General features: G+C 55.4%; 26 protein-coding genes. 12 read left to right on the forward strand and 14 right to left on the reverse strand.

The window, feature by feature from the left end:
* Position 1 precedes the first annotated feature (1 nt).
* The gene (cyoE, locus tag PMI17_RS05625; protein ID WP_007886987.1) at positions 2–889 is read left to right on the forward strand and encodes a heme o synthase; all 888 of its coding nucleotides are present in this window, start codon (positions 2–4) and stop codon (positions 887–889) included.
* A gap of 130 nt (positions 890–1,019) precedes the next feature.
* Positions 1,020–2,384: an MFS transporter gene (locus tag PMI17_RS05630; RefSeq protein ID WP_007886988.1), complete on the forward strand. Its 1,365-nt coding sequence runs from the start codon at positions 1,020–1,022 to the stop codon at positions 2,382–2,384.
* A gap of 33 nt (positions 2,385–2,417) precedes the next feature.
* Here PMI17_RS05630 and adhP read toward each other — a convergent pair whose 3' ends face one another.
* Positions 2,418–3,458, reverse strand: coding sequence for an alcohol dehydrogenase AdhP (adhP, locus tag PMI17_RS05635; protein WP_007886989.1), 1,041 nt, complete (start codon positions 3,456–3,458; stop codon positions 2,418–2,420).
* 30 nt (positions 3,459–3,488) lie between these two features.
* Positions 3,489–5,009: an aldehyde dehydrogenase family protein gene (locus PMI17_RS05640; RefSeq protein ID WP_007886991.1), complete on the reverse strand. Its 1,521-nt coding sequence runs from the start codon at positions 5,007–5,009 to the stop codon at positions 3,489–3,491.
* Between the two features lie 289 nt (positions 5,010–5,298).
* Here PMI17_RS05640 and PMI17_RS05645 point away from each other — a divergent pair, with 289 nt between their 5' ends.
* The gene (locus PMI17_RS05645) at positions 5,299–7,071 is read left to right on the forward strand and encodes a sigma-54-dependent Fis family transcriptional regulator (protein WP_007886993.1); all 1,773 of its coding nucleotides are present in this window, start codon (positions 5,299–5,301) and stop codon (positions 7,069–7,071) included.
* Here PMI17_RS05645 and PMI17_RS05650 read toward each other — a convergent pair.
* Positions 7,068–7,559 (reverse strand): YajQ family cyclic di-GMP-binding protein, encoded by a 492-nt coding sequence (locus PMI17_RS05650; protein WP_007886994.1) that lies wholly within the window; start codon positions 7,557–7,559, stop codon positions 7,068–7,070. The two genes, PMI17_RS05645 and PMI17_RS05650, sit on opposite strands and share 4 nt — an antisense overlap.
* A 125-nt stretch (positions 7,560–7,684) precedes the next feature.
* Between PMI17_RS05650 and panE the strand changes: the two genes are divergently transcribed.
* Positions 7,685–8,605 carry a 2-dehydropantoate 2-reductase gene (panE, locus tag PMI17_RS05655; RefSeq protein WP_007886995.1) on the forward strand — a complete coding sequence of 307 codons (921 nt, stop codon included), beginning with the start codon at positions 7,685–7,687 and terminating at the stop codon, positions 8,603–8,605.
* On the forward strand, positions 8,559–9,167 hold the full coding sequence (yajL, locus tag PMI17_RS05660; RefSeq protein WP_007886997.1) for a protein deglycase YajL: 609 nt from the start codon (positions 8,559–8,561) through the stop codon (positions 9,165–9,167). The genes panE and yajL overlap by 47 nt, the downstream gene beginning before the upstream one ends.
* Positions 9,168–9,235: 68 nt before the next feature.
* Here the strand turns inward: yajL and thiI are convergent, their stop codons facing one another.
* The gene (gene thiI, locus PMI17_RS05665; protein ID WP_007886999.1) at positions 9,236–10,684 is read right to left on the reverse strand and encodes a tRNA uracil 4-sulfurtransferase ThiI; all 1,449 of its coding nucleotides are present in this window, start codon (positions 10,682–10,684) and stop codon (positions 9,236–9,238) included.
* A gap of 236 nt (positions 10,685–10,920) precedes the next feature.
* Here thiI and xseB point away from each other — a divergent pair, with 236 nt between their 5' ends.
* The 4 genes from xseB to PMI17_RS05685 all read left to right on the forward strand — a co-directional run bounded on the left by xseB (position 10,921) and on the right by PMI17_RS05685 (position 15,009).
* On the forward strand, positions 10,921–11,163 hold the full coding sequence (gene xseB / locus PMI17_RS05670; protein ID WP_007887001.1) for an exodeoxyribonuclease VII small subunit: 243 nt from the start codon (positions 10,921–10,923) through the stop codon (positions 11,161–11,163).
* The gene (ispA, locus tag PMI17_RS05675) at positions 11,163–12,062 is read left to right on the forward strand and encodes a (2E,6E)-farnesyl diphosphate synthase (RefSeq protein WP_007887002.1); all 900 of its coding nucleotides are present in this window, start codon (positions 11,163–11,165) and stop codon (positions 12,060–12,062) included. Before xseB ends, ispA begins: the two co-directional genes overlap by 1 nt.
* Positions 12,063–12,081: 19 nt before the next feature.
* A complete protein-coding gene (dxs, locus tag PMI17_RS05680) occupies positions 12,082–13,947 on the forward strand; it encodes a 1-deoxy-D-xylulose-5-phosphate synthase (RefSeq protein ID WP_007887003.1) in 1,866 nt (621 codons plus the stop codon).
* A gap of 87 nt (positions 13,948–14,034) precedes the next feature.
* Entirely contained in the window at positions 14,035–15,009 is a 975-nt protein-coding gene (locus PMI17_RS05685; RefSeq protein ID WP_007887004.1) for an aldo/keto reductase, read from the forward strand.
* 72 nt (positions 15,010–15,081) lie between these two features.
* Here PMI17_RS05685 and thiL read toward each other — a convergent pair whose 3' ends face one another.
* The 5 genes from thiL to nrdR all read right to left on the reverse strand — a co-directional run bounded on the left by thiL (position 15,082) and on the right by nrdR (position 18,662).
* On the reverse strand, positions 15,082–16,059 hold the full coding sequence (thiL, locus tag PMI17_RS05690; RefSeq protein ID WP_007887006.1) for a thiamine-phosphate kinase: 978 nt from the start codon (positions 16,057–16,059) through the stop codon (positions 15,082–15,084).
* Positions 16,060–16,105: 46 nt separating this feature from the next.
* Entirely contained in the window at positions 16,106–16,525 is a 420-nt protein-coding gene (gene nusB, locus PMI17_RS05695) for a transcription antitermination factor NusB (protein ID WP_007887007.1), read from the reverse strand.
* Between the two features lie 19 nt (positions 16,526–16,544).
* A complete protein-coding gene (ribE, locus tag PMI17_RS05700; RefSeq protein ID WP_007887008.1) occupies positions 16,545–17,015 on the reverse strand; it encodes a 6,7-dimethyl-8-ribityllumazine synthase in 471 nt (156 codons plus the stop codon).
* 90 nt (positions 17,016–17,105) lie between these two features.
* On the reverse strand, positions 17,106–18,209 hold the full coding sequence (gene ribD, locus PMI17_RS05705; RefSeq protein ID WP_007887009.1) for a bifunctional diaminohydroxyphosphoribosylaminopyrimidine deaminase/5-amino-6-(5-phosphoribosylamino)uracil reductase RibD: 1,104 nt from the start codon (positions 18,207–18,209) through the stop codon (positions 17,106–17,108).
* A gap of 3 nt (positions 18,210–18,212) precedes the next feature.
* The gene (nrdR, locus tag PMI17_RS05710) at positions 18,213–18,662 is read right to left on the reverse strand and encodes a transcriptional regulator NrdR (RefSeq protein ID WP_007887015.1); all 450 of its coding nucleotides are present in this window, start codon (positions 18,660–18,662) and stop codon (positions 18,213–18,215) included.
* A 203-nt stretch (positions 18,663–18,865) separates the two neighbouring features.
* On the opposite strand from nrdR, the gene lysM reads away from it, so the two are divergent.
* Positions 18,866–19,303, forward strand: a complete 438-nt coding sequence (gene lysM / locus PMI17_RS05715; RefSeq protein ID WP_007887016.1) for a peptidoglycan-binding protein LysM — start codon at positions 18,866–18,868, stop codon at positions 19,301–19,303.
* A 14-nt stretch (positions 19,304–19,317) separates the two neighbouring features.
* A complete protein-coding gene (locus PMI17_RS05720) occupies positions 19,318–19,881 on the forward strand; it encodes a DUF3251 domain-containing protein (RefSeq protein ID WP_007887017.1) in 564 nt (187 codons plus the stop codon).
* Positions 19,882–19,939: 58 nt separating this feature from the next.
* Here PMI17_RS05720 and secF read toward each other — a convergent pair whose 3' ends face one another.
* From secF to queA, 5 genes are read right to left on the reverse strand one after another with little or no spacing between them, the layout of a single operon-like run.
* On the reverse strand, positions 19,940–20,908 hold the full coding sequence (secF, locus tag PMI17_RS05725; protein WP_007887019.1) for a protein translocase subunit SecF: 969 nt from the start codon (positions 20,906–20,908) through the stop codon (positions 19,940–19,942).
* 10 nt (positions 20,909–20,918) lie between these two features.
* Entirely contained in the window at positions 20,919–22,766 is a 1,848-nt protein-coding gene (gene secD / locus PMI17_RS05730) for a protein translocase subunit SecD (protein WP_071531036.1), read from the reverse strand.
* Positions 22,767–22,791: 25 nt separating this feature from the next.
* Positions 22,792–23,124: a preprotein translocase subunit YajC gene (yajC, locus tag PMI17_RS05735; protein WP_007887021.1), complete on the reverse strand. Its 333-nt coding sequence runs from the start codon at positions 23,122–23,124 to the stop codon at positions 22,792–22,794.
* 24 nt (positions 23,125–23,148) lie between these two features.
* On the reverse strand, positions 23,149–24,273 hold the full coding sequence (gene tgt / locus PMI17_RS05740) for a tRNA guanosine(34) transglycosylase Tgt (RefSeq protein WP_007887022.1): 1,125 nt from the start codon (positions 24,271–24,273) through the stop codon (positions 23,149–23,151).
* Positions 24,274–24,305: 32 nt separating this feature from the next.
* Positions 24,306–25,376 carry a tRNA preQ1(34) S-adenosylmethionine ribosyltransferase-isomerase QueA gene (gene queA, locus PMI17_RS05745; protein WP_007887023.1) on the reverse strand — a complete coding sequence of 357 codons (1,071 nt, stop codon included), beginning with the start codon at positions 25,374–25,376 and terminating at the stop codon, positions 24,306–24,308.
* Between the two features lie 227 nt (positions 25,377–25,603).
* Here queA and PMI17_RS05750 point away from each other — a divergent pair, with 227 nt between their 5' ends.
* Positions 25,604–26,185 carry an ACP phosphodiesterase gene (locus PMI17_RS05750; RefSeq protein ID WP_007887024.1) on the forward strand — a complete coding sequence of 194 codons (582 nt, stop codon included), beginning with the start codon at positions 25,604–25,606 and terminating at the stop codon, positions 26,183–26,185.
* Positions 26,186–26,240 lie beyond the last annotated feature (55 nt).

Genomic DNA, 26,240 nt, shown 5'->3' on the forward strand with positions numbered 1-26,240 from the left:
AATGATTAAGCAATACCTGCAAGTAACAAAACCAGGAATTATTTTCGGCAATTTAATTTCTGTGATCGGTGGATTCCTGCTGGCTTCGAAAGGCAGCATTGATTACACCCTGTTTCTCGCCTCGCTGGTTGGCGTGTCGCTGGTCGTCGCATCAGGTTGTGTATTCAACAACGTGATTGACCGCGATATCGACATCAAAATGGAGAGAACGCGGAACCGTGTTCTGGTCAAAGGCCTGATCTCGGCGAAAGTAAGCCTGGTTTATGCAACCGCATTGGGTATTGCTGGCTTTGCGTTGCTGTATTTCGGCGCTAACCCGCTGGCCATGTGGCTGGCGGTGATGGGCTTCGTGGTCTACGTAGGCGTTTACAGCCTCTATATGAAGCGTAACTCTGTCTACGGCACGCTGATTGGTAGTCTCTCTGGCGCTGCGCCGCCGGTGATTGGCTACTGCGCGGTAACCAACCAGTTTGACGCTGGGGCGTTGATTTTACTGGCTATCTTTAGCCTGTGGCAGATGCCGCACTCCTATGCGATTGCCATCTTCCGCTTTAAAGATTACCAGGCTGCCAACATTCCGGTTCTGCCAGTAGTGAAAGGCATCTCGGTGGCGAAAAATCATATTACGCTGTATATCCTGGCGTTCATGATTGCCACGCTGATGCTGACCCTTGGCGGTTACGCGGGCTACAAATATCTGGTGGTGGCCGCGGCCGTTAGCGTGTGGTGGCTCGGGATGGCGCTTTCAGGTTACAAAACCTCAAACGATAAAGTTTGGGCGCGTAAACTGTTTGTGTTCTCGATTATCGCTATCACTGCCCTCAGCGTGATGATGTCAGTTGATTTCATGACGCCGGCGTCGAAAGACTTGCTGACTTACGTCTGGTAATTCAGCTCCGCAAAACCAGAAAGGGCGCGAATTTCGCGCCCTTTCTTTTTGTTACCACTGCTTAAGAACAAATGTTTTACCCGCCCTGCCCTGCTGCCTAAAATGGGCGCAGTATAATTTTGAGGTAAACATGAACGACAATAAAATGACGCCAGTAGAGCTTCGCGCTACATGGGGTTTAGGTACAGTTTTTTCCCTGCGCATGCTGGGAATGTTTATGGTCTTGCCGGTACTCACCACGTACGGCATGGCGTTACAGGGCGCCAGTGAAACGCTGATTGGTCTCGCAATCGGCATCTATGGTTTGGCGCAAGCCATCTTCCAGATTCCTTTCGGTCTACTCTCCGATCGTGTCGGCCGTAAGCCGTTGATCGTCGGCGGACTGATGCTGTTTGTCTTCGGCAGCATCATTGCCGCAACCTCCGACTCCATATGGGGCGTGATCTTAGGCCGTGCATTACAGGGCTCTGGCGCGATTGCTGCAGCGGTGATGGCATTGCTGTCGGATTTAACCCGCGAACAGAACCGTACGAAAGCCATGGCATTTATTGGCATCAGCTTCGGCGTCACCTTTGCCATTGCGATGGTGGTCGGTCCCATCGTGACACATGCGCTGGGCTTGCATGCGCTGTTCTGGATGATTGCTATCCTCGCGACGCTTGGCATCGTCATCACCCTGTTAGTGGTGCCGAATGCACCAAACCACGTGCTCAATCGTGAATCGGGCATGGTAAAAGGCAGCATCCGCACGGTGCTGGCCAACCCAAGATTATTAAAATTGAATATCGGCATTCTCTGTCTGCATATTCTGCTGATGTCGAGTTTCGTGGCGCTGCCAGGCCAGTTTGAACAGGCTGGATTGCCAGCAGCAGAACATTGGAAAGTCTATCTGGTCACCATGTTAGTCGCGTTTGTCGCCGTGGTGCCCTTCATCATCTATGCCGAAGTTAAACGCCGCATGAAGCGCGTGTTCGTTGGCTGTGTGGCGACGATCATCGTTGCGGAAATCGTGCTGTGGGGCGCGGCAGGTCACTTCTGGACGCTGGTGATTGGCGTGCAGCTGTTCTTCCTCGCCTTCAACCTGATGGAAGCCATTCTGCCTTCCCTGATCAGCAAAGAGTCGCCGCCAGGCTACAAAGGCACCGCGATGGGCATTTACTCCACCAGCCAGTTCATTGGCGTGGCGATTGGCGGCAGCATGGGCGGCTGGATCTTTGGTCATGTTGATGCACAAACCGTATTTTTGGTTGGCGCCATTGTCGCGGCAGCGTGGTTATTTGTGGCGATGTCGATGCAGGAACCGCCTTACGTCAGCAGCCTGCGTATCATGCTCAGCGATGCGGTGCTGGCAGTGCCAAACCTTGAGAAACGTTTGAAAGCACAACCCGGCGTGGCGTCAGTGTTTATCGTGCCGGAAGAGAAAAGTGCTTATATCAAAATAGACAGCAAAGTGACGAGCCGCGTAGAACTCGAAGCGCTGCTCGCCAGCTGCTAAATCATCAGCCCGACCTCCGTGTCGGGCTTTTTCTTACAGCGACAGATCCACCACGATACGCCCTTCAATCTTGCCGGCGTGCATGCGCGCGAAAATATCGTTGATGTTGGTTAGCGGTTCCACCGCCACGGTGGCTTTCACTTTATGACGACCGGCGAAATCCAATGCCTCCTGCAGATCTTTACGCGTCCCGACGATGGAACCGCGCACCGTGATGCCATCCAGCACCATATTGAAGATCGACAAATCAAATTTTCCCGGCGGCAAACCGTTCAGCACCATGGTACCGCCACGACGCAGCGTGCCAATCGCCTGCTCGAAGGCTTTCGGTGAAACCGCCGTCACCAGCACGCCATGCGCGCCACCGAAGCTCTCCTGAAACACTTTGGTCGGATCGACATTTTTCGCATTAGCCACCACGCTGGCACCTAAGCGTTTAGCAAATTCCAGCTTCTCATCATCAATATCTACAGCCGCCACGTTCAATCCCATCGCTACCGCATATTGCACCGCCATATGACCCAGGCCGCCGATGCCCGAAATCACCACCCAATCGCCGGGTTTGGTGTCGGTCATCTTCAGCCCTTTGTAGACGGTGACGCCCGCGCAGAGAATCGGTGCGATTTCATTGTAATCAACGTTATCCGGAATGATGCCGACATAGTTAGCATCAGCGAGGCAATACTCGGCGAAACTGCCGTTTACCGAGTAGCCAGCGTTTTGCTGCGACAAACACAGCGTTTCCCAGCTATCAAGGCAATGCTCGCAGTGACCGCAGGCCGAATAGAGCCACGGCACGCCCACGCGATCGCCCAGTTTCAAATGTTTAACGCCTGCGCCCAGGGCCACAACCTGGCCGACACCTTCATGACCCGGAATAAACGGCGGATTCGGCTTGATCGGCCAGTCGCCTTCCGCGGCGTGTAAATCGGTGTGACACACACCGGTGGCGGCGATCTTCACCAAAATCTGCCCCGGTCCCACCTGCGGCACCGGTACCTGCTCAATCACTAACGGTTCACCAAAAGACTTCACCACGGCGGCTTTCATGGTGGTTTTGATTTGCATATTCATCTTTCACTCTCCATTTGATCGGATGCGGACTCAGAACAGGCCTAACGGCGCGGTGCCATAGCTGACCAGCAGATTTTTGGTTTGTTGATAAGCGCTCAGCGCCATTTTGTGCGTCTCACGGCCAACACCCGATTGCTTATAGCCGCCGAATGCCGCATGAGCGGGATAGATGTGATAGCAGTTGGTCCAGACGCGCCCCGCTTTAATGCCGCGTCCCATGCGATACGCCAGATTGGTATCACGCGTCCACACGCCAGCCCCGAGACCAAACTGCGTTTCGTTGGCAATCGCCAGCGCTTCAGCCTCATCCTTAAAGGTGGTAACGCCAATCACCGGCCCAAAAATCTCCTCCTGGAAACAGCGCATCTGGTTAGTTCCTTTGATTAAGGTCGGCTGAATGTAGAATCCATCATTCAGCTCAGCGGCCACGCTCGCGCGTTCGCCACCGGTCAGAATTTGCCCGCCTTCGTCACGTGCGACGTTGATATATGACAGGATTTTGTCGAATTGCTGACGCGAGGCCTGCGCGCCGATCATAGTGTCAGTATCGAGCGGATCGCCACGGCGGATATTTGCCACCTTCGCCATTACGCGATCCATAAAGGCTTGATAGATCGATTCATGGATCAGCGCGCGCGAAGGACAGGTACAAACTTCACCCTGATTGAAGAAGCCGAGTACTAAGCCTTCTACCGCTTTCTCTATAAACTCGTCCTCACCGTCCATCACATCAGCGAAGTAGATGTTCGGCGACTTGCCACCCAGCTCCACGGTGCAGGGAATGATATTTTCAGCGGCACAGGCCATGATGTGACGCCCAACCGGGGTTGAACCGGTGAAGGCGATTTTGGCGATGCGCTTGCTGGTCGCCAGCGCTTCCCCCGCTTCACGGCCAAATCCCTGCACCACATTCAGCACGCCCGCCGGGAACAGATCGCCAATCACTTCCATCAGCAGCGTAATCCCCAGCGGCGTCTGCTCGGCAGGTTTCAACACCACGCAGTTACCTGCCGCTAATGCCGGCGCCAGTTTCCACGCTGCCATCAATAGAGGGAAGTTCCATGGGATGATTTGCCCTACCACGCCGAGCGGTTCATGGAAGTGATAGGCCACGGTAGTTTCATCGATCTCCGCGGTGCTGCCCTCTTGCGCGCGCAGACAACCGGCGAAGTAGCGGAAGTGATCCACCGCCAGCGGTAGATCGGCATTCAGTGTTTCACGGATCGGCTTACCGTTATCCCAACTCTCCGCCACCGCCAGTTTCTCGAGATTCGCCTCGATGCGATCCGCTACCTGCAGCAGGATATTGGCACGCTGCTGCACACTGGTTTTCCCCCAGGCGTCAGCGGCCTGATGAGCAGCGTCCAGTGCTAAATCGATATCCCGCGCGTCTGAACGTGGGAATTGCGCAATATCGCTGCCATTTACCGGTGAAGTATTGGTGAAGTATTGACCGCTGAGCGGCTCGACGAATTTGCCCGCAATGTAGTTGCCGTAGGTCGCCTGAAATGAAACCAAAGCGCCGGGCGTGCCGGGATGTGCATAACGCATCGCAAACTCCTTAATGTAGGGTCAGATAATCTGAACGGACAGCGGCAACGTTGTATGACTTCATTGATTAACACGCTGCTGGATAAGCTATTGCAGCGCGCGTGCCAGTTTTACCAACCCAACAAAAAATGCATAAATAACCAAATAAATCAGAAAATTAACAAATCACACTTCCACTTTCTGCTCGAGAAAATGGAGAAAAAATCGTCATCTGTGTTGCGTATCGCAACAGTACGGAAACCAAGCCGCTACAATGCCGCAACACTTTCGCTTGGGTACGAGGTCATCAATGCAGGGAAATTCATCCGCGTCTGCCGTTACCGCCAATCCGCTGTTAAGCGACTCCTGGTTTCGTAGCCAGCTGTATGGCCTCGATCGCACCGCCGACGATTTTCCTCGCGTTCGCCAGGGTGAGCTGGCAGACCTGCTCGCCAGCAATGCCGGACTGCAGCAGTTCGCCCAGCCGGTGATTAACCAGCTGGCGCAAAAACTGGCTGAGAAGCAATCGGTGGTCATTCTCTCGGATGCCACCGGTTTGGTACTCAATACCTTTGGCGATATGCCCTCGATGGAAAAAGCTCAGCGTTATGCGCTGGCACCCGGCAATTTGTGGAGTGAATGCGGGCGTGGCACCAATGCGATTGGCACCGCGCTGGCGATTGATGATGGCTGCGAAATTGCCGGCCATCAGCACTTCCTGACGCTCAATCAAGGGCTGTACTGCGCGGCGATGCCGTTGCAAATGCCGAACGGTCAGATTGCTGGCGTGCTGGATATCTCCGGTCCGGCGCACTTCCCACATCCGCAAACCTTTAGCTGGGTCAAAGCCGCAGCGAAACAGATTGAGTATTTGTGGGTGAAGCAGAGCCTGCATCCGCAGCAGTGGTTGATGAGTCTGCACCTTCAGCCACAAGGCATCGATACCAGCGATGAGCTGCTGCTGGTATTTTCAGATAACGTGTTGACCGCCGCGAATCGTCTGGCGATGCGCGAGCTGGCATTGAGTAGCGATCAACTCGGCAGCGTGACTTTCCAGCAGCTGTTTCCGCAGCAGCAGCAACACGCCAATACCCTTCCCATGCCGCTCGATTACGCCACCCAGCGCTACTATTTCCGCCTGCGCGCGCCACAGCGCAGCCATTTCGCCGCACCGAGCGAACCTACCCGCGATCTGCCCTTCTCGCTGCATCGCGATGACGAAAAGATGGTGCGGCTGCTTAACGCCGGGGTGTCACTCTGCATTCACGGCGAAACCGGCAGCGGCAAAGAGTTTGTAAGTCGTGCACTGCATCAGCAGAGCCGCTGGCGTGAAGGCAAGTTTGTGGCGATTAACTGCGCGGCAATCCCGGAAGCGCTGATTGAATCCGAGCTGTTTGGCTACCAGCCCGGCGCCTTTACCGGCGCCAACAAGAGTGGCTATATCGGCAAAATACGCGAAGCGGACGGCGGCGTGCTGTTCCTTGATGAGATCGGCGATATGCCGCTGGCGCTGCAAACTCGCTTGCTACGGGTGTTGCAGGAGAAAGAAGTGGCGCCGCTCGGTTCCAGTCGCAGCTGGCCGGTAAATTTTGCCGTTATCTGCGCCACGCACCGGGATTTGGCACAGCGCGTGGCAGAAGGTGAATTCCGCGAAGATTTACTTTATCGCCTGCAGGAATTTTCTATGACCATTCCGCCGCTGCGCGACTGGCCGGATATCGAAGGGTTTATCTGCCGTTTATGGCTCGAGCTGGGCGGCGCAGAACGTGACATTCAGCTGTCGCCTGCGCTGCTGACCGCGCTGGCACAGCTGCCGTGGCCCGGTAATGTGCGGCAATTACGCAGCCTGTTACGCGTGCTGCTGGCGCTGGCGGATGAAGGTGAGGAAGTGACCGAAGTGCATTTACCTGCCGAATATCGCCGCGCAGCACTACCCATGCAGGAAGATCGGCAGAGTCATGATGAACGCTTAATTAGCGAAACGCTGCAGCGCTTCAATGGCAATATCAGTAAAACGGCGCAGGCATTGGGCGTCGCGCGCAGCACGCTTTATCGTCGTGCAGCGCGCGACAAACGCGATTAGTCGCGGAAGTTTTTGAACTGGAAAGGCTGGCCGAGGTTACCACCGCGCACCAGCGCCATCGCACCCTGTAGATCGTCGCGTGACTTACCGGTTACGCGCAGTTCTTCGCCCTGAATCTGCGTCTGTACTTTCAGCTTGCTGTCTTTGATCAGTTTCACCAGCTTTTTGGCGATATCGCTTTCGATACCCTTTTTCAGCTTGGCTTCAACCGACCAGCTTTTACCGCTGTGCACAATCTCTTCCGGCACTTCAATTGCCGCGCCTTCAATGCCACGCTTCAGCAGCTTTTCGCGCAGAATATCCACCAGTTGTTTTACCTGGAAATCAGATTCGCTGCTGATTTTGATGGTCTCACTCTTTTCGTTGAGCTCAATGGTTGCACTCACGTTACGGAAATCGAAACGGGTTGAGATCTCGCGGCTCGCATTCTCCACGGCATTTCGCACTTCCGACAATTCGACTTCGGAAACGATATCGAAAGATGGCATCTTTTCTTCTCCTGATACTAAAGTGACATGCATAATACGCGTCTTGTGGCGCTAATAAAACACGATACGCGGAAAGCTATACTTACCCATATCGTGAAAACAGGAACCCGCCCACGGGAGGCAAAATGAAAATTACCGTGTTGGGATGTGGCGCCTTAGGTCAAATTTGGCTCGCCGCGCTCGCCCGTCAGGGACATGAGGTTCAGGGTTGGCTGCGTGTGCCACAGCCTTACTGCTCAGCGAATGTCATCGATCCCCAAGGCAAGGTGAGCAATCACAGATTTATTGCTAACGATCCGCTGTTCCTCGCCGAAAGCCAGCTGTTACTGGTGACGCTAAAAGCGCCACAGGTTTCGCCTGCGGTGAAAAACCTGCAAAGCGTGCTGCCTGCGCATGCCCCCATTTTGCTACTGCACAATGGTATGGGCACGCTGGATGAGCTAAAAGATGTGCGTCAGCCGCTGCTGCGTGGTATCACCACCCACGCCGCGATGCGTGATGGCACGGTGATCAAACATGTCGCCCAGGGTATGACACATATCGGTCCGGCTAATCGCGAGAGCGCGGCCCTGAGCGATATCGCCGATATTCTGCATCAGGCGCTGCCGGATGTGGCCTGGCATGACAACATCGCCGCCGCCAGCTGGCGCAAGCTGGCGATCAACTGCGTGATCAATCCGCTAACCGTCGAGCACGACTGCCAGAACGGCGCGTTGCGAGCCTGGCCAGAGCAAATCGCCACTTTGTGTGAAGAGATCGCCTGGGTGATGGAGCGCGAAGGCCAGCATATGGCGGTGGATAATCTGCGCGGCATAATTTACGACGTGATTGATAGCACCGCCGCCAACACCTCATCGATGCTGCAGGATGTGCAGGCGCAGCGTCTGACCGAAATTGATTACATCACTGGCTACCTGTTGCGCCGCGCCCGCGCGCAGGGTATTTCGCTGCCGGAGAACACCCGTTTGTACGATCTGATTAAACGTAAGGAGTCCCACTATGAGCGCGAACGCATCGGTTCTGGTTTGCCTGGCACATGGCAGTGAGGAGACCGAAGCGGTCACCACTATCGATTTGCTGGTGCGCGGCGGAATAAGTGTCACCACTGCCAGCGTCGAGAGTGACGGCACGCGCGAGATCGTCTGTTCGCGCGGCGTGCGCCTGCTTGCGGACGCGCCGTTAGTAGAGGTCGCCGACAATGATTACCACGCGATTGTGCTGCCTGGCGGTTTAAAAGGCGCAGAAACCTTCCGCGACAGCCCGCTGCTGGTCGAGACCGTGCGTCAGTTCCATGTTTCAGGCAAGATTGTGGCAGCGATCTGTGCCGCGCCGGGCACGGTTTTGGTCCCGCACGATCTGTTCCCGGTGGGCAATATGACCGGTTTTCCCGGCTTGCGTGACACCATTCCAGACAGCAAATGGATGGAGCGTCGCGTGGTATGGGACCCGCGCGTTAATCTGCTAACCAGCCAGGGACCAGGCACTGCGATGGACTTTGCTTTGAAGCTGATTGATTTGCTGGTGGATAAAGAGAAGGCGCGCGAAGTCGCTGCGCAGCTGGTGCTGGCGGCGGGGATTTATAACTATCAGGAGTTTGAAGAGCGTTAATTTACTGGGGTCGCCATCAAGACGCCCCAACAAAAACGGTGTGGTGCGCATTCATGCGCACCTGGAGCTTAAGGACGATAAACCTTCACGTTTTTGAAGCCCTGCTCATGCAGATACAGCGCCTGCAGGCGACTCATCACACCGCGATCGCAATACAGCAGCCAGGTTTTACTCTGGTCCAGATCGCCGAATTGGGTGCTGAGTTTGTAGAACGCCAGAGGTTTGACCTCAACGCCTTCAAGTGCCAACGGCTTCGCGTCCTGCTCATCCGCCGAACGAATATCCAGCACCACATCGTTGCTGGTGAAGGAGTCGACGGTTTCCACTTCCACCACTTCTTCTTCGGTCTGTTCAGCGATTTCACGGATATCGACGTTGCTGGCTTCCTGCACGACACGATTCAGAATCTCGAAATCGAAATTCAGCTCTTCCGCTTCGATCTTCGCTTTCACCGCCTTCACAGTCGGGCTTTTCGAAATCACACCGCAATATTCCGGCATGGTGCGGGCAAAATCTTCGGTGCCGATCTTACGCGCCACATCGATGATGTGCTCTTTATCGTGTGAAATCAGCGGACGCAAAATCAGCGTATCAGAGGCATTATCGATCAAACGCAGGTTGGTCAGCGTCTGGCTGGACACCTGACCGAGCGCTTCGCCGGTCACCAGCGCTTGCACGCCGTAACGTTCTGCCACCATTGACGCCGCACGCACCATCATGCGCTTCAGCACCACGCCCATCTGGCCGTCGTCAACCTTCTCCAGAATCTCACCGACTACCGGCTCGAAGTTGATCGCCACAAAACGTACGCGATGCGAACGACCAAAACGCTGCCAGAGATAATGCGCGACCTGACGTACACCAATCTCATGTGCCGCACCGCCAAGGTTAAAGAAGCAGTAATGCACGCGGCAACCGCGACGCATCAGCATGTAGCTGGAAACTCCGGAGTCGAAACCTCCGGAAATCAGCGACAGTACATCCTCCTGCGTCCCTATCGGGAAACCGCCCAGACCTTCATAACGTGCGGTGATCAGTAACAGGCGATCGTCTTCGATCTCCAGGTTCACCGTTTCATCCGGACGATTAAGCTGCACCCGCGCGCTGGCGATGTGCTGATTAAGACCGCCGCCAACGTAGCGTTCAACATCCTGCGAGCTGAAGCTGTGCGTTCCGCGGCGCTTCACGCGCACACAGAAGCTTTTGCCTTCCAGACGCTCGCGATTAAGCACCAGCGTCTGCTCGAAGATATCGTGCATGTCGGTATAGGCGCGATCTTCCACCGCCAGCACGTGGTGAATGCCGGGAATACGCGTCAGTTCGGTGACGATGGTTTCACGCAGCGACTCATTTTTGGAACGCACTTCAACGTGATCCCAATGGCGCACGACCTTGATGTCTTCATCGACGGTACGCAGGATATTACGAATGCTGCTGGTAAGAATTTTGATAAAGCGCAGACGCACCGACTGACTTTTGATGGTGATTTCTGGGAACAGCTTGATGATAAACTTCATGGCGACAGGGGTTCGTTTGGGCAAATAAGTGCTAAAAGCATCGGCACTTAGCTGTTAAAATCATATAATTGCGGGTTGATTCAGGAGCCCCCGCATCCGAGGCGCAAAAGTATATCACCTTTGAGGGGTGACTGCTTCTGCTACCGCAGTCACATTCATTATTTTGCTAATTAATCCTCGTCGGCTACCATGACCGATTGCAACATAATGTCCTAACCTGTGAGTCGACACTGATTATGCCGAAAAAAGCCGAAGCGCCAGCCAGTTTTGAAAGCGCATTACAGCAGCTGGAACAGATTGTTAGCCGTCTGGAAAGTGGTGAGTTGCCGCTGGAACAGGCGCTAAACGAATTTGAACGCGGTGTACAATTGGCACGTACCGGTCAGCAAACCCTGCAACAGGCAGAGCAACGGGTGCAAATCCTGCTCAGCGATGAGAAAGATGCCGCCCTCGCCCCTTTTACGCCGGATAATGAGTAATGGATTTCGCTAAACTGCTGAGCGCGTACCATCAACGCGTCAATCAGGCGTTGACGCGCTTAATAGATCCACTTCCTTTTCAGAGTTCTCCTCTGGTGAATGCCATGGAGTATGGGGCATTATTAGGCGGTAAACGTCTGCGTCCCTTTCTGGTGTACGCCACAGGCGAAATGCTGAAGGCCGACGCGGCCAGCCTGGATGTGCCGGCTGCCGCCGTTGAATGCATCCATGCTTATTCCCTGATTCATGACGATCTGCCGGCGATGGATGACGATGCGTTACGCCGCGGGCAGCCAACCTGCCATATTAAATATGGCGAAGACACGGCGATTCTCGCCGGCGATGCTTTGCAAACTCTGGCCTTTTCGATTCTGGCCGATCAGCCGATGCCTGGCGTCAGCGCCGAAGCGCGCATTGCGATGATTTCCGAACTGGCGCAGGCCAGCGGCGTAGCGGGCATGTGCGGCGGACAGGCGTTGGATTTAGCGGCTGAAGGCAAACGCATCGACCTGGCGCAGCTGGAACAGATTCACCGTCATAAAACCGGCGCGTTAATTCGTGCAGCGGTGCGTCTTGGCGCATTAGCCGCCGGAGAACGTGGCCGCGCCGCCTTGCCGGTACTGGATACCTACGCCAACGCCATCGGACTGGCGTTTCAGGTGCAGGACGACATCCTTGATGTGGTCGGCGATACTGCGGTGTTAGGGAAAACGCAGGGCTCGGATCAGGCGTTAGGAAAAAGCACCTATCCGGCCTTGATGGGGCTGGAAAATGCTCGCAGCAAAGCCTGGGATCTCTATCAAGAGGCGCTTGGCGCGCTCGATATTCTGGCTGCACAGTCTTACAACACAATCGCCTTACAAGCGCTGGCAAGCTTCATAATTGAACGCGATAAATAACTTTCATAATGAGTCTCTGATGAGTTTTGATATTGCAAAATACCCGACACTGGCGTTAGCAAACACGGTTCAGGAATTACGTTTATTACCGAAAGAAAAACTTCCGGAACTGTGTGACGAGCTGCGTCAGTATCTGCTGGATAGCGTAAGCCGTTCATCCGGCCACTTTGCTTCGGGTCTGGGCGTCGTCGAGCTAACAGTGGCGCTGCATTATGTTTATAACACCCCGTTTGATCATCTGGTGTGGGACGTTGGCCATCAGGCTTATCCACACAAGATTCTGACCGGACGCCGCGATCGCATCGGCACTATCCGGCAGAAAAATGGCCTGCATCCGTTCCCGTGGCGCGGTGAGAGTGAATACGACGTGCTGAGCGTCGGCCACTCGTCCACTTCGATCAGCGCGGGCCTCGGCATGGCGGTTGCCGCCGATCGTGAAGGTAAAGGCCGTCGCACCGCCTGTATTATCGGCGATGGCGCCATTACCGCAGGCATGGCGTTTGAAGCGATGAACCACGCCGGTGATATCAAGCCGGATATGCTGGTGATCCTCAACGATAATGAAATGTCGATCTCCGAAAACGTCGGCGCGCTCAACAATCGCCTGGCACAGATTCTCTCCGGGAAAACCTATTCACGCCTGCGCGAAGGCGGCAAGCGCGTGCTGGGCGGTTTACCGCCGATTAAAGAGCTGGTAAAACGCACCGAAGAGCATCTGAAAGGCATGGTGGTGCCGGGCACGCTGTTTGAGGAGCTGGGCTTTAACTACATTGGCCCGGTCGATGGTCACGACGTGCTGACGCTGGTAAGCACACTGAAGAACATGCGCGATCTGAAAGGTCCGCAGTTCCTGCACATCATGACCAAAAAGGGCAAAGGTTATGCCCCGGCGGAAGAAGATCCCATCACCTGGCATGCGGTACCGAAATTCGATCCCGCCAGCTTAGCGCTGCCGAAAAGCGTGCCGGGCCTGCCAAGCTACTCAAAAATCTTCGGCAACTGGCTGAGCGAAATGGCCGTCGACGATCCGCGCCTGATGGCGGTGACGCCAGCGATGCGCGAAGGTTCCGGCATGGTGAGCTATTCGCGTGATTACCCGCAGCAATATTTTGATGTAGCGATTGCCGAGCAACATGCCGTCACTTTCGCAGCCGGTATGGCGATCGGCGGCTATAAGCCGATTGTGGCAATCTATTCGACCTTCCTGCAACGCGCCTACGATCAGCTGATCCATGACGTTGCCATTCAGAAACTGCCGGTGCTGTTTGCTATCGATCGCGGCGGCATTGTCGGCGCCGATGGTCAAACCCACCAGGGCGCGTTTGATATCGCGTTTTTGCGCTGTGTGCCAGAGATGGTGATCATGACGCCAAGCGATGAAAACGAATGCCGTCTGATGCTTTACACCGGTTATCACTATCAGGATGGCCCAAGCGCGGTGCGTTATCCGCGTGGTACCGGCACCGGTGCAGTGCTGGAACCGCTGGCGAGTTTGCCGCTGGGTAAAGGTATCGTGAAGCGTCGCGGTGAAAAGCTGGCAATCCTCAACTTCGGCACCTTGTTGCCAGAAGCGGCGGCGGCCGCTGAAGCGCTGAATGCGACGCTGGTGGATATGCGCTTTGTGAAGCCGCTCGACGAAGCACTGATTACCGAGCTGGCGGCCAGTCACGATTCGCTGATCACGCTGGAAGAAGGCGCGATCAAAGGCGGTGCCGGTAGCGGCGTCAACGAGTATGTGATGGCAAAACGCCTGCGCGTGCCGGTGCTTAACCTCGGCCTGCCGGATGAGTTCATCCCGCAAGGCACGCAGGAAGAGGTGCGCCAGGATTACCAGCTGGATGCCGCCGGTATTCAGCAGCAAATCGCTGACTGGCTCGCCCAGTAAACTGCCCGACTCGCTCACCGCCCGGTGAGCGAGCCTGCTGCTATGCTTAGGGAACGATTTCCCTCAAGCATAAGAGCAGGAGCCCAAATGAAAACTATTCCCTTAGGCCAAACCGACTTACAGGTTTCGCGTCTCTGTTTAGGCTGCATGACCTACGGCGATCCCACGCGCGGTAATCACGCATGGACGTTGCCGGAAGAGAGCAGCCGACCGCTGATCAAACAAGCGCTGGAGGCCGGCATTAACTTCTTCGATACCGCCAACAGCTATTCCGACGGCAGTAGCGAAGAGATCGTGGGCCGCGCGCTGAAAGATTTTGCCCGCCGCGATCAGGTTGTGGTCGCCACCAAGGTCTATTTCCCGCTCAGCAATCTGTCACAAGGCCTATCACGCAAGAATATCCTTCAGTCTATCGATGACAGCCTGACGCGTCTTGGCATGGAATATGTCGATCTGCTGCAGATTCACCGCTGGGATTACGATACGCCAATTGAAGAGACGCTGGAGGCGCTGCATGAGGTGGTGAAATCCGGTAAGGCGCGCCACATCGGCGCATCGTCGATGCACGCATCGCAGTTTGCTCAGGCGCTGGACCTGCAAAAGCAAAACAACTGGGCGCGGTTTGTTAGCATGCAGGATCAGTACAATCTTATTCAGCGCGAAGAAGAGAACGAAATGCATCCACTGTGCCAGCGTGAAGGCATTGCCGTGCTGCCGTGGAGTCCGCTGGCGCGCGGTAAGTTAACGCGTCCATGGGGCGAAACCACCGCGCGTTCGGTCTCGGATAACGTGATGGAGAAGCTCTATACCGGTACCGAAGAGAACGATGCGGCGATTGCCGAGCGTCTGGCTAATGTTGCGGCGGATAAAGGCGTGACGCGTGCCCAGGTGGCGCTGGCGTGGCTGTTACACAAGCCGGCGGTTACAGCGCCGATCATTGGCGCCTCGCGTGAGCAGCAGTTTGCTGAGCTGGTGAAGGCGGTCGATGTGGAGTTGAGTTCGACAGATATTGCAGAGCTGGAGACGGTGTATCAACCGCATCCGGTGGTAGGATTTGAGTAGTTTTTAAAACAGGTCGCCATAAATGGCGACCCTACGCTGATTTTGTCGGGTGGCCATTCATGGTCACCACTTTCACTTGGTGCCGAAGTGATCAAACCCTTTCAGATTTACGCTACGCGGCTTGCCGTTCTCCAGCAGTGTCAGCCCTTCCGATTCCGGAGCAATCTGGCCAATGCAGGTATAAGGCACGCCAAAATTGCCGAGCGCCACGTCCAGCGCGCCACGGTTAACTTCCGGCACGGTAAAGCACAGCTCGTAATCTTCGCCACCGCTTAGCGCCCATTGCAGCACCAGCTCAGGTTCGAAGTGATCGCGCAGCGCCGGTGAAAGCGGTAACGCGTCGAGATTGAGGCGTGCACCGACGCGGCTGGCAGTGAGCACATGGCCAAGATCGGAAATCAGACCATCTGAAATATCAATTGCCGAGGTTGCCAAACCACGCAATGCCTGGCCCTGCAGCACGCGTGGCATCGGACGCAAATGGCGTTTAATCAATGCTTCGTGCACCGCCGGATCATTCAGACGGTGACGATGCTGCAGCAGCGACAAACCGGCGGCGCTGTCACCCAGCGTACCGGTGACAAAAATCCAGTCGCCCGGCTTAGCACCCGAACGTTTCAGCGCCCTTCCCACCGGCACCAATCCGTGAATGCCGAGCGTCATGCTTAGCGGTCCACGCGTGGTATCGCCGCCAATCAACTGCATATCGTAGTAATCCAGCAGCTCAAACAGGCTATCGCTGAAAGCCGCTACCCAATTTTCATCGATCTCGGGCAGTGTCAATGCCAGCGTCAGCCAGGCAGGATCGGCGCCCATCGCGGCTAAATCACTGAGATTAACGGCAACCGCTTTGTAACCGAGATCGGCAGGATGGATATCACGCAAGAAGTGGACGCCCGCAACCAGCGTATCGGTGCTGATGGCGAGGGTTTGTTTTTCTGGCACGTTGAGCAACGCGCAGTCGTCACCAATTCCTTTCTCCACATCGCGGCGGGAGCTGGTGACGCGGTTAAAGTAACGTGCGATCAGTTCGAATTCACCACAAGACATAAGTCAGGTCTCAATGAGAAAAAGGCCGGTAAACCGGCCTTTAATACTATTTTTTATTGGGTCGAATTTGCGGGGCAGCTTTGTCGAGGACACCGTTGACGAATTTGTGGCTGTCTTCAGCACCAAACACTTTTGCCAACTCAATGCCTTCGTTGATGGCCACTTTATACGGCACATCCGAACGCTTGCTCAGCTCATACAGCGAAATACGCAGGATGGCTTTTTCCACCTGGCCCAGCTCTTCGAGCTGACGCGACAGGTAAGGCTTCATCAGACCGTCCAGGTACGCGCTGTTAGTCGCCACACCGGCCAGCAATTCGCGGAAATAGCTAATATCGACGTCTTTGACGTCTTGTTCCGCCAGAAACTGGTATTCCACATCGGCAATGTCGTTCTTAGACAGCTGCCAGGAGTAAAGCGCCTGAACAGCGCACTCACGGGCGCGACGACGAGCAGCAGGTTTCACAAAATTCCCCTTACAAAAATCAGGCTTTGATGGCTTTCAATACGTTGATCATTTCGAGTGCAGTCAGGGCCGCTTCGGCACCTTTATTACCTGCTTTCGTGCCGGCGCGTTCAATCGCCTGCTCGATATTTTCAGTGGTCAACACGCCGAAGGTCACCGGGATTTCGCTGGTCATGGCGACGTGCGCAATGCCCGAGCTGGCTTCACCGGCCACATATTCGAAGTGTGCGGTGCCGCCACGGATGACAGTGCCCAACGCGACAATGGCGTCGTGCTTACCGGCTTTCGCCAGTGCGCGTGCTGCCAGCGGCAGTTCGTATGCACCTGGAACCCAGACAACGGTGATGTTATCTGCTTTCACCTGGCCGATGCGCTTCAAAGCGTCAATCGCGCCGTCCAGCAGGCTGTCATTAATGAAGTTGTTAAAACGCGCAATTACGATGGCAATGTTTGCATCAGGCGTGGCAACAGGAGCTTCGATAACTTTCATACATATCCTTTGGGTTGTTTTATGGCCCCGCAGAAGGGGGCGGATTCTATCATACTCTTTGGCGACGCGCTCAGGCTTTTCCGCGCGTTTTCAACGCGGAGTCAGCGTCAGGCGCAGGTCTTCGCCAACCAGGCGGACGTCGCTAAAATTCAGGGCGGGTGCATCTGCCAGTTGTTCTAATCCCGGCAGCGCGCACAGGCCGCGCGCGGTGTTTCCCAGCAGCTTCGGTGCCATGTAGACGATCAGCTCATCCACCAGCCCGGCTTGCAGCAGTGCGCCCGCTAAACTGGCGCCCGCTTCCACCCAAACGCTGTTGATCTGTCGCTGGCCGAGCAACATCATCATCGCCACCAGGTCGAGCTGTTCACCACGCTGCGGTACCGCAATTTGTGTGACGCTGGCGGGCCACGCTTGCTGATCGGGTTCACTGCGCATCAACCAGGTTTCGCCTGGCTGGCCGATCAAACTATGCTGCGGCGTGACGCGCTGTTGGCTATCAATCACTACGCGTACCGGCTGACGCAACTGGGCTTCATCAAGTTGCGCACGCACATCGGCGCTCAGTTCCCCCCAGCGCACCGTCAGCGACGGATTATCCGCTAATACGGTGGCGCTGGTGCTAAGGATAGCTGAACTCTGGGCGCGCAGACGTTGCACATCGCGCCTTGCGGCTGCCGAGGTGATCCACTGACTTTCGCCGTTCGCCATCGCGGTACGTCCATCAAGCGATGCGCCGAGTTTCAGCTGGATCCACGGGAATCCGGTACGCATGCGTTTCAGAAAACCGCGATTCAACGCCTCCGCTTCACTCATCATCAGACCGTGACTCACCTCGATACCCGCCTGCTGTAAACGATACAGACCACGTCCCGCCACCTGCGGATTGGGATCCTGCATCGCGGCAACCACGCGCGTCACGCCGGCAGCAATCAGCGCATCGCAACACGGCGGTGTGCGTCCATGATGACTGCAGGGTTCGAGCGTGACATAGGCGGTTGCGCCTCTGGCGCGTTCACCCGCCATACGCAGCGCGTGCACTTCAGCATGCGGTTCGCCCGCGCGCTGATGCCAGCCTTCGCCGACAATCTCGCCCTCGCGCACAATCACACAGCCAACGTTGGGGTTCGGTGTAGTGGTAAAGCGTCCGCGGCGCGCCAGTTCCAGCGCGCGCGCCATGTAGCGTTCGTCAGTCATGGATTAGTCCTGTAAGCGGGCGATCTCTTCACCAAAATCGCGAATATCTTCAAAGCTGCGATAAACCGAAGCAAAGCGAATGTAGGCCACTTTATCGAGCTTTTTCAGCTCATCCATCACCAGATTGCCGATCAGCGCACTCGGCACTTCACGCTCGCCGGTGGCACGCAGCTGGGTTTTTATGTGATTTACCGCACTTTCCACCGCATCAGCGCTCACTGGGCGTTTTTCCAGTGCCTTGATCATGCCGCTGCTGAGCTTATCTTCATTGAAGGGTTCGCGCACATCGTTGCTTTTCACCACGCGCGGCATCACCAGTTCGGCCACTTCAAAGGTGGTAAAACGCTCATGACAGTCCAAACACTGACGACGGCGACGCACCGACGATCCTTCACTAACCAGACGAGAATCAATCACTTTGGTGTCCACAGCGGAGCAGAATGGGCAATGCATGAGGCTTCCTGATGCGAGATAAATAGGCCACACAGTGTAGCGCGATCACGACACAAAATGTATGTGTGTGGCACATAATGTGTGAATCGCAGTTTGTGACGTTAAGCCAAATGCAAGACATCCCCTACATGCCCGCACGCAAAAAACCACTACGCTTAGAGAGCCGTCAGCAAGGCGGCACACCATAATTATCTGGAGGATGTATGGGTCTGTTCGATTTCGTGAAAGAAGCTGGAGAAAAACTGTGGGATGCCGTGAGTGGCGGCGACGATGCCAGTAAGAAATTGCAGGATCACATCAACAAGCTCGGCTTGCCTGACAGCGATAAGGTGAAGGTGGATGTTAAAGGCGATACCGTTACGGTTACCGGCGACGGCATTTCTCAGGAGCTGAAGGAGAAAATCCTGGTGGCTGCGGGTAACGTCGCGGGGATCACCAAAGTGGATGACAAGGTCACCACCAGCGATTCCGCCACGCCCGCGAAGTTCTACACCGTAAAAAAAGGCGATACCCTGAGTGCGGTATCGAAAGAGGTCTACGGAAATCCCAATCAATACAACAAGATTTTCGAGGCGAACAAGCCAATGCTGACGCATCCTGATAAGATTTACCCTGGCCAGGTTTTACGTATTCCCGAATAAAGAAAGGACATTGCATGACGATCAGGACGTTTTGGGCACCAGCAGCACTCTCTTTGCTGGTTCTCAGTGGTTGCAGTTCAACGCCGGTTTCACCGCAGGTCAAAGAGTTGCACCAGGAAGTGAGTCAGCTTAATCAGCAGATGCGCAAGCTGACCAATCAGGCAACGGCGCTGGAAATTCAGGGACAGCTGAACAGCCAGTCCACCCAAGGCGCGTGGTTGTTGCCACAAGCCAATACGCCGGTGGAGCTTCAGACGCAGCTGGGTAAAGTGCGTTTGTCGCTCTCGCAGGTGGCGGGTGAAGCGGGCGGCAGTCGCGCCAATCTGAATATCCGTTCCACCGATGATCAGCCGATTCCGGCGCTGAGTGCCACCGTAGTCTGGGGCGAGATGGATCCGGCCAGCGGCAAACCGCTTAATGCGGGAAGCCTGAGCCAGACCATCGAGGTGCCTGCCAGCTTAATGCCACGCAGTACGGTGACCGTGCCGCTGCGGCTGAGCGGCTTAGCGCCAGAACAGCTCGGCTACGTGCGCGTGCACGATGTTGAGAGTCCCGCTACCCACAAAACCACGCCCTGATCGACAGGCATAAAAAAACGGGCTGCCATTGGCAGCCCGTTTACTTTCTAACGCAGCATTACGGCAGAATCGAAGGCTGATCTGCGCCCTCTTTTTCCACTTTCTGCACCAGCATATGTTCACGCTTCATGCCGAGTTTCAGCGCCAGCGCTGAAGAGACATAAATTGATGAAATGGTACCGATGGTGACACCGATCAGCATGGTCAGTGAGAAGCCTTTCAGCAACGCACCACCAAACACGAACAGAATCATGATCATCGCCAGCGTAGTGATGGAGGTGATCAACGTACGGCTCAGCGTTTGAGTCAGCGACACGTTAGTGATGTCGTAAGAGGAACCGCGGCGAATCTTGCGGAAGTTCTCACGAATACGGTCGGAAACCACGATCTTATCGTTAAGCGAGTAACCAATTACCGACATCAGTGAAGCGACAATGGTCAGATCGATTTCGACATGCGCCAGCGACAGAATGCCGCAGGTGATGATCACATCGTGCGCCAGCGCCAGTACGGTACCGAGCGCCAGACGCCACTCAAAGCGGAAGCCGATGTAGATCAGAATCGCAATCAGCGCCGACAGCAGTGCCATCGCACCCGCCTGCGCCAGATCGCTTCCCACGCTTGGGCCAACGAACTCAATACGCTTCACGGTGGCGTTCTGCTGAGTGGTCTGGCTGATGGATGCCACAACTTTGTTGCCCAGCTCCGTGCCTGCATTGCCGGTGGCCGGTGGCATACGCACCATTACATCGCGACTGCTACCAAAGTTCTGCACCAGCGGCTCTTCAAAGCCCGCCTTCACTAAACCTTCGCGCAGCGCATCGAGATCCGCCGGTTTTTCCAGGTTAATCTCAATCACCGTTCCGCCGGTAAAGTCGAGGCCCCAGTTGAAGCCTCGCACACCGATAATGGCGATAGATGCCACAATCAGCAGACCGGAGATGATGAAAGCCAGCCGATCCCAGCGCATAAAGTCGACGACTTTACGCCCGTGGTTTAGCTGCTCAATACTATATTCCTGTGCCACAACGCACTCCTCAGATAGACAGCTTGTTGATGCGTTTGCCGCCGTACACCAGGTTAACGATGGCACGGGTGCCGACGATAGCGGTAAACATTGAGGTTGCGATACCGATAGCCGTAGTAATCGCAAAGCCTTTGATTGAACCGGTACCGACCGCATAAAGAATGATGACTTTAATCAGCGTGGTGACGTTGGCGTCGACGATACTGGAGAAGGCGCCTTTATAGCCTTCATGAATCGCCTGCTGTACCGAGCGTCCGTTACGCAACTCTTCTTTAATACGTTCGTTAATCAACACGTTAGCATCGACCGCAACCGCCAGCGTCAACACAATACCGGCAATACCCGGCATGGTGAGCGTCGCACCTGGCAGCAGTGACATGATGCCGACAATCAGCACCAGGTTACACAGCAGTGCGCTGGTAGCGATAAGACCAAACTTCTTGTAGAACACCACCATAAAGATGATCGACGCAATCAAACCCCACAGGCAGGCTTCGAGGCCTTGTGTGATGTTCTGCTGACCCATGGTTGGGCCGATGGTGCGCTCTTCAACAATCTGGATTGGCGCAATCAACGCACCCGCGCGCAGCAGCAGCGACAGCTGGCGTGCTTCGTTTGGATTGTTGATGCCGGTGATACGGAAGCTGTTACCGAGGCGCGACTGAATGTTCGCCACGTTAATCACTTCTTCCTGTTTCACCAGAATCGAACGGCCGTTGGCATCTTTCTTACCGCTGTCTTTGTACTCCACAAACAGGGTCGCCATCGGCTTACCGATGTTGTCCTTGGTGAAGTTCGACATCATGTTGCCACCGGCACCATCCAGTGAAATGTTCACCTGCGGCTGGTTGTACTCATCCATGCTGGAGGTGGAATCGGTGATGTGATCACCGGTCAGAATCACACGCTTGTACAGCACCACGGGCTGCCCTTCGCGCGTTTTCTTCACTTCCGAATCGCCCGGCACACGGCCGCTGGCTGCAGCGGTTGGATCCACGCTGGTGTTAACCAGACGGAACTCCAGCGTTGCGGTTGCGCCCAAAATCTCTTTGGCGCGCGCGGTGTCCTGAATACCCGGCAGCTCTACCACGATGCGGTCAGAACCCTGACGCTGCACCAACGGTTCGGCCACGCCAAGCTGGTTCACACGGTTACGCAGAATGGTGATGTTTTGCTGCACCGCATATTCACGCGCTTCGCTCAGGCGTGCATCGCTCATGACCGCACGCAGCGCATCGCTGCCCTGGCTTGAGATCACCAGATCGCGATGGCGAGTAGACAAGTAGCTGATTGCCGCGTCACGGCTGGCGCCATCACGGAAACGCACTTCTACGCCATAGTTCGCGATTTTATTAACGGTGGTATACGGAATGCTTTTGTCGCGCAGGTCGCTGCGCAGGCTGTCGGCATTCTGCTCTTGCAGTTTGCCCAGCGCGGTATCCATGTCGACTTCCATCAGGAAGTGAACGCCGCCGCGCAGATCAAGACCGAGTTTCATCGGTTCCGCGGCCAGCATGCTCAACCAGCGTGGCGTTGCCGGCGCAAGGTTAAGTGCCACAACGTAATCTTCGCCCAGTGCCGTCGTGATGGCATCACGGGCGCGCAGCTGCCCATCCTGCGTCGCAAAGCGGGCCAGGATGGCACCATTTTCCAGAGCGAGGGATTTGCTCTCGATATTGTCTTGTTTTAATACGGTCTGGATCTGATCCAACGTTTGCTCACTGGCGGCGCCACCGCGCGCACCAGTGATCTGAACGGCCGGATCCTCACCATAAAGGTTAGGAAGCGCATAGAGCAGGCCGACGAGAATCACGACGACCAGCATGATGTACTTCCACAAAGGATAACGGTTTAACACGGCAGTTCCCTTCGGGAAGAAAAAATTACAGCGCCTTCAAAGTACCTTTCGGCAGAACGGCGGCCACGAAATCACGTTTAACAACTACTTCAGTGGTGTCGTTCAGGGCAATAGAAACATAGCCAGTTTCTGACACTTTGGTCACACGTCCAACTAAGCCACCGCTGGTCAGCACTTCATCACCTTTAGAGATGGAATCCATCAGCTTCTTGTGATCTTTGGTACGCTTCTGCTGCGGACGCAGAATCATGAAGTAGAAGATCAGACCAAATACCACCAGCATGATCACCAGAGAATACGGACTTCCCTGAGACGGTGCGCCTGCTGCGGCTACGGCGTCAGAAATGAAAAAGCTCATTAAATTTCCCTCATTGATGAATTATCAGACGTTCAGCGGAGGAACCGCCTTCCCCGTCCGTTGGTAGAACTCGCTAACAAAGTGCTCTAATTTACCCTCTTCGATGGCATTGCGTAAACCTGCCATCAAACGCTGGTAATAGCGCAGATTGTGAATTGTATTCAGGCGTGCGCCCAGTATTTCGTTACAGCGATCAAGATGATGCAAGTAGGCGCGGCTATAATTGCGACAGGTGTAACAATCACACTCAGCATCCAGCGTTGCGGTGTCATCTTTATACCGGGCATTACGGATTTTCACCACGCCATCGGTAACAAACAGATGACCGTTACGCGCATTGCGCGTAGGCATAACGCAGTCAAACATATCGATACCGCGGCGAACGCCTTCCACCAGATCTTCTGGCTTGCCGACGCCCATCAAATAACGCGGTTTGTCTTGCGGAATTTGCGGACAGACGTGCTCCAGGATTCGGTGCATGTCCTCTTTAGGTTCACCCACCGCCAGGCCGCCCACAGCGTACCCATCAAAGCCAATCTCTACCAGACCTTTAACGGAGACATCTCGTAAATCTTCGTAAACACCGCCCTGAATAATACCGAACAGCGCATTTTTATTACCCAGCTCATCAAAACGATCGCGGCTGCGTTTTGCCCAGCGCAGAGACATCTCCATTGAACGCTTGGCGTAATCCCAATCGGCGGGATAGGGCGTACATTCGTCGAAAATCATCACCACGTCAGAGCCGAGATCGAACTGAATCTCCATCGATTTTTCCGGATCGAGGAAGATCGGATCGCCGTTGATTGGGTTACGGAAATGCACGCCCGCTTCGGTGATCTTGCGGATGTCGCCAAGGCTGAACACCTGGAAGCCGCCGGAGTCGGTGAGGATCGGCCCCTGCCAGTTCATGAAATCATGCAGATCACCGTGCAGCTTCATGATCTCCTGCCCTGGGCGCAGCCACAGGTGGAAGGTGTTGCCGAGCAGGATCTGCGCACCGGTCTCTTTCACTTCTTCCGGCGTCATGCCTTTAACGGTGCCGTAGGTACCTACCGGCATAAACGCCGGGGTTTCCACTACGCCACGATCAAAGACCAGACGGCCACGGCGCGCGCGCCCGTCGGTAGTATCTAATTCAAATTTCACATTAACCTCATCAGAAAGACAGTCTGACTTTTTTATGCACCGACGCTTTCGTCAGGCGCTTGTGGATTACGGGTGATGTACATCGCATCCCCGTAGCTAAAGAAACGGTACTGCTCTGCCACCGCGCTGCGATAAGCCGCCATGGTGTGCTGATAACCGGCAAAAGCCGAGACCAGCATAATCAGGGTCGATTCCGGCAGGTGGAAATTGGTGATCAGCGCATCGATCACCTGATAGTGATAGCCGGGATAGATGAAAATCTGTGTGTCATCGAAGAATGGCGCAATCAGCGCGTCCTGGCTGGCCTTTGCGGCGCTCTCCAGCGAACGCACTGAAGTGGTGCCGACGGCGACCACTTTGTTGCCGCGCGCTTTACACGCCAGCACGGCATCCACCACATCCTGCGGCACTTCGGCGTATTCAGCATGCATGATGTGATCTTCGATGGTTTCCACGCGCACCGGCTGGAAGGTGCCAGCACCGACGTGCAGCGTGACAAAAGCCATCTCAACGCCTTTGGCTTTTAGCGCCTCCAGCAGCGGTTCGTCAAAGTGCAGACCGGCGGTTGGCGCAGCCACCGCGCCAGGACGCACGCCATACACGGTTTGGTACAGCTCACGATCGGCATCTTCATCCGGACGATCGATATACGGCGGCAGCGGCATGTGGCCGACGCTGTTAAGGATATCCAGCACCGCGCGATCGTCTGCGAAGGCAATTTCAAACAGCGTGTCATGACGCGCCACCATGGTGGCTTTAACGCTTTCGTCATCGCCCAGCAGCAACTCTGCACCCGGCTTTGGCGCTTTAGAAGCGCGCACGTGCGCCAGCACGCGTTTATCGTCCAGCATGCGCTCAACCAGCACCTCAATTTTCCCGCCGCTGGCTTTACGGCCAAAAACGCGCGCAGGAATGACTCGGGTGTTGTTGAACACCAGCAGATCGCCCGGATTGAGCTTATCCATCACGTCAGTAAATACGCCGTGGCTTAATGCGCCGCTTGGGCCATCCAGCGACAGCAAGCGACAACCGCTTCGCTGCGCCTGCGGATAGTGGGCGATTAAGGATTCTGGCAACTCAAAGGTAAAATCGGCTACGCGCATGCTTCACTTCTTCAGGACTTAAAATCAGGCGGCATAGTCTAGCGGAAAAGCGGCAAATTCTGAACAACTGGCTGCGCTTCTGTGATGCTGCTTATACACAAAATAATTCGAGCTATGCCAGGCGGCACACGAGAAAAGCCCGATGAGCTTGCTGTAGTCAGTGATTCGGGTGAGCGAAAGCAGCCAACGCACCTGTAACTTGAAGGTTGACGTGTATATAATGCGCCATGAACTTTCTCGCTCATCTTCACCTGGCGCAGCTGGCTAACAGCTCTCTGCTGGGCAATCTTATGGCCGACTTCGTGCGCGGCAACGTGCAGTCGCAATGGCCCGCGCCGGTGGTGGAGGGCATTGCGATGCATCGCCGCATCGACGTCCTGACCGATAATCTGCCCGAAGTGCGTATTGCACGTGAACTGTTTCGCCCCGAAACGCGCCGCGTGGCGCCCATCACGCTTGATGTGATTTGGGATCACTTCCTCGCGCTGCACTGGGAAAAATTCCACCCGACGCAATCGCTGGTGGCGTTCACTGCCGCAGCCGAACGCGACATCGTGCCGCAGCTGGCGGGCACGCCGGAAGGCTTTATTGAGCTGAATGCGGTGATGTGGCGCGAGCGCTGGTTTGAGCATTACGCCGAACCCACCCGGCTGGCGCGCGTGCTAAGCGGCATGGCGCATCGCCGTCCGCGTCTGGTCGCGCTACGCGATTCCTATCAGGATTTTGTTGATCACTATGATCGGCTGGAACCGCTGTTCTTCCAGTTCTATCCACGTCTGATGGCCGACGCGCGCGCGCAACAACTTTAGTCTCAGAGATTTCAAGACCCGTCTGTTGGACGGGAAATTTCCCATCCCCTACCCT

Source organism: Pantoea sp. GM01, from assembly GCF_000282675.1.
GTDB classification, from domain to species: domain Bacteria; phylum Pseudomonadota; class Gammaproteobacteria; order Enterobacterales; family Enterobacteriaceae; genus Pantoea; species Pantoea nemavictus.

Coding starts and splice junctions, on each gene's coding strand:
- cyoE (WP_007886987.1), top strand. CDS start 2: ATGATTAAGCAATACCTGCAAGTAACAAAACCAGGAATTATTTTCGGC.
- PMI17_RS05630 (WP_007886988.1), top strand. CDS start 1,020: ATGAACGACAATAAAATGACGCCAGTAGAGCTTCGCGCTACATGGGGT.
- adhP (WP_007886989.1), bottom strand. CDS start 3,458: ATGAATATGCAAATCAAAACCACCATGAAAGCCGCCGTGGTGAAGTCT.
- PMI17_RS05640 (WP_007886991.1), bottom strand. CDS start 5,009: ATGCGTTATGCACATCCCGGCACGCCCGGCGCTTTGGTTTCATTTCAG.
- PMI17_RS05645 (WP_007886993.1), top strand. CDS start 5,299: ATGCAGGGAAATTCATCCGCGTCTGCCGTTACCGCCAATCCGCTGTTA.
- PMI17_RS05650 (WP_007886994.1), bottom strand. CDS start 7,559: ATGCCATCTTTCGATATCGTTTCCGAAGTCGAATTGTCGGAAGTGCGA.
- panE (WP_007886995.1), top strand. CDS start 7,685: ATGAAAATTACCGTGTTGGGATGTGGCGCCTTAGGTCAAATTTGGCTC.
- yajL (WP_007886997.1), top strand. CDS start 8,559: ATGAGCGCGAACGCATCGGTTCTGGTTTGCCTGGCACATGGCAGTGAG.
- thiI (WP_007886999.1), bottom strand. CDS start 10,684: ATGAAGTTTATCATCAAGCTGTTCCCAGAAATCACCATCAAAAGTCAG.
- xseB (WP_007887001.1), top strand. CDS start 10,921: ATGCCGAAAAAAGCCGAAGCGCCAGCCAGTTTTGAAAGCGCATTACAG.
- ispA (WP_007887002.1), top strand. CDS start 11,163: ATGGATTTCGCTAAACTGCTGAGCGCGTACCATCAACGCGTCAATCAG.
- dxs (WP_007887003.1), top strand. CDS start 12,082: ATGAGTTTTGATATTGCAAAATACCCGACACTGGCGTTAGCAAACACG.
- PMI17_RS05685 (WP_007887004.1), top strand. CDS start 14,035: ATGAAAACTATTCCCTTAGGCCAAACCGACTTACAGGTTTCGCGTCTC.
- thiL (WP_007887006.1), bottom strand. CDS start 16,059: ATGTCTTGTGGTGAATTCGAACTGATCGCACGTTACTTTAACCGCGTC.
- ribE (WP_007887008.1), bottom strand. CDS start 17,015: ATGAAAGTTATCGAAGCTCCTGTTGCCACGCCTGATGCAAACATTGCC.
- ribD (WP_007887009.1), bottom strand. CDS start 18,209: ATGACTGACGAACGCTACATGGCGCGCGCGCTGGAACTGGCGCGCCGC.
- nrdR (WP_007887015.1), bottom strand. CDS start 18,662: ATGCATTGCCCATTCTGCTCCGCTGTGGACACCAAAGTGATTGATTCT.
- lysM (WP_007887016.1), top strand. CDS start 18,866: ATGGGTCTGTTCGATTTCGTGAAAGAAGCTGGAGAAAAACTGTGGGAT.
- PMI17_RS05720 (WP_007887017.1), top strand. CDS start 19,318: ATGACGATCAGGACGTTTTGGGCACCAGCAGCACTCTCTTTGCTGGTT.
- yajC (WP_007887021.1), bottom strand. CDS start 23,124: ATGAGCTTTTTCATTTCTGACGCCGTAGCCGCAGCAGGCGCACCGTCT.
- queA (WP_007887023.1), bottom strand. CDS start 25,376: ATGCGCGTAGCCGATTTTACCTTTGAGTTGCCAGAATCCTTAATCGCC.
- PMI17_RS05750 (WP_007887024.1), top strand. CDS start 25,604: ATGAACTTTCTCGCTCATCTTCACCTGGCGCAGCTGGCTAACAGCTCT.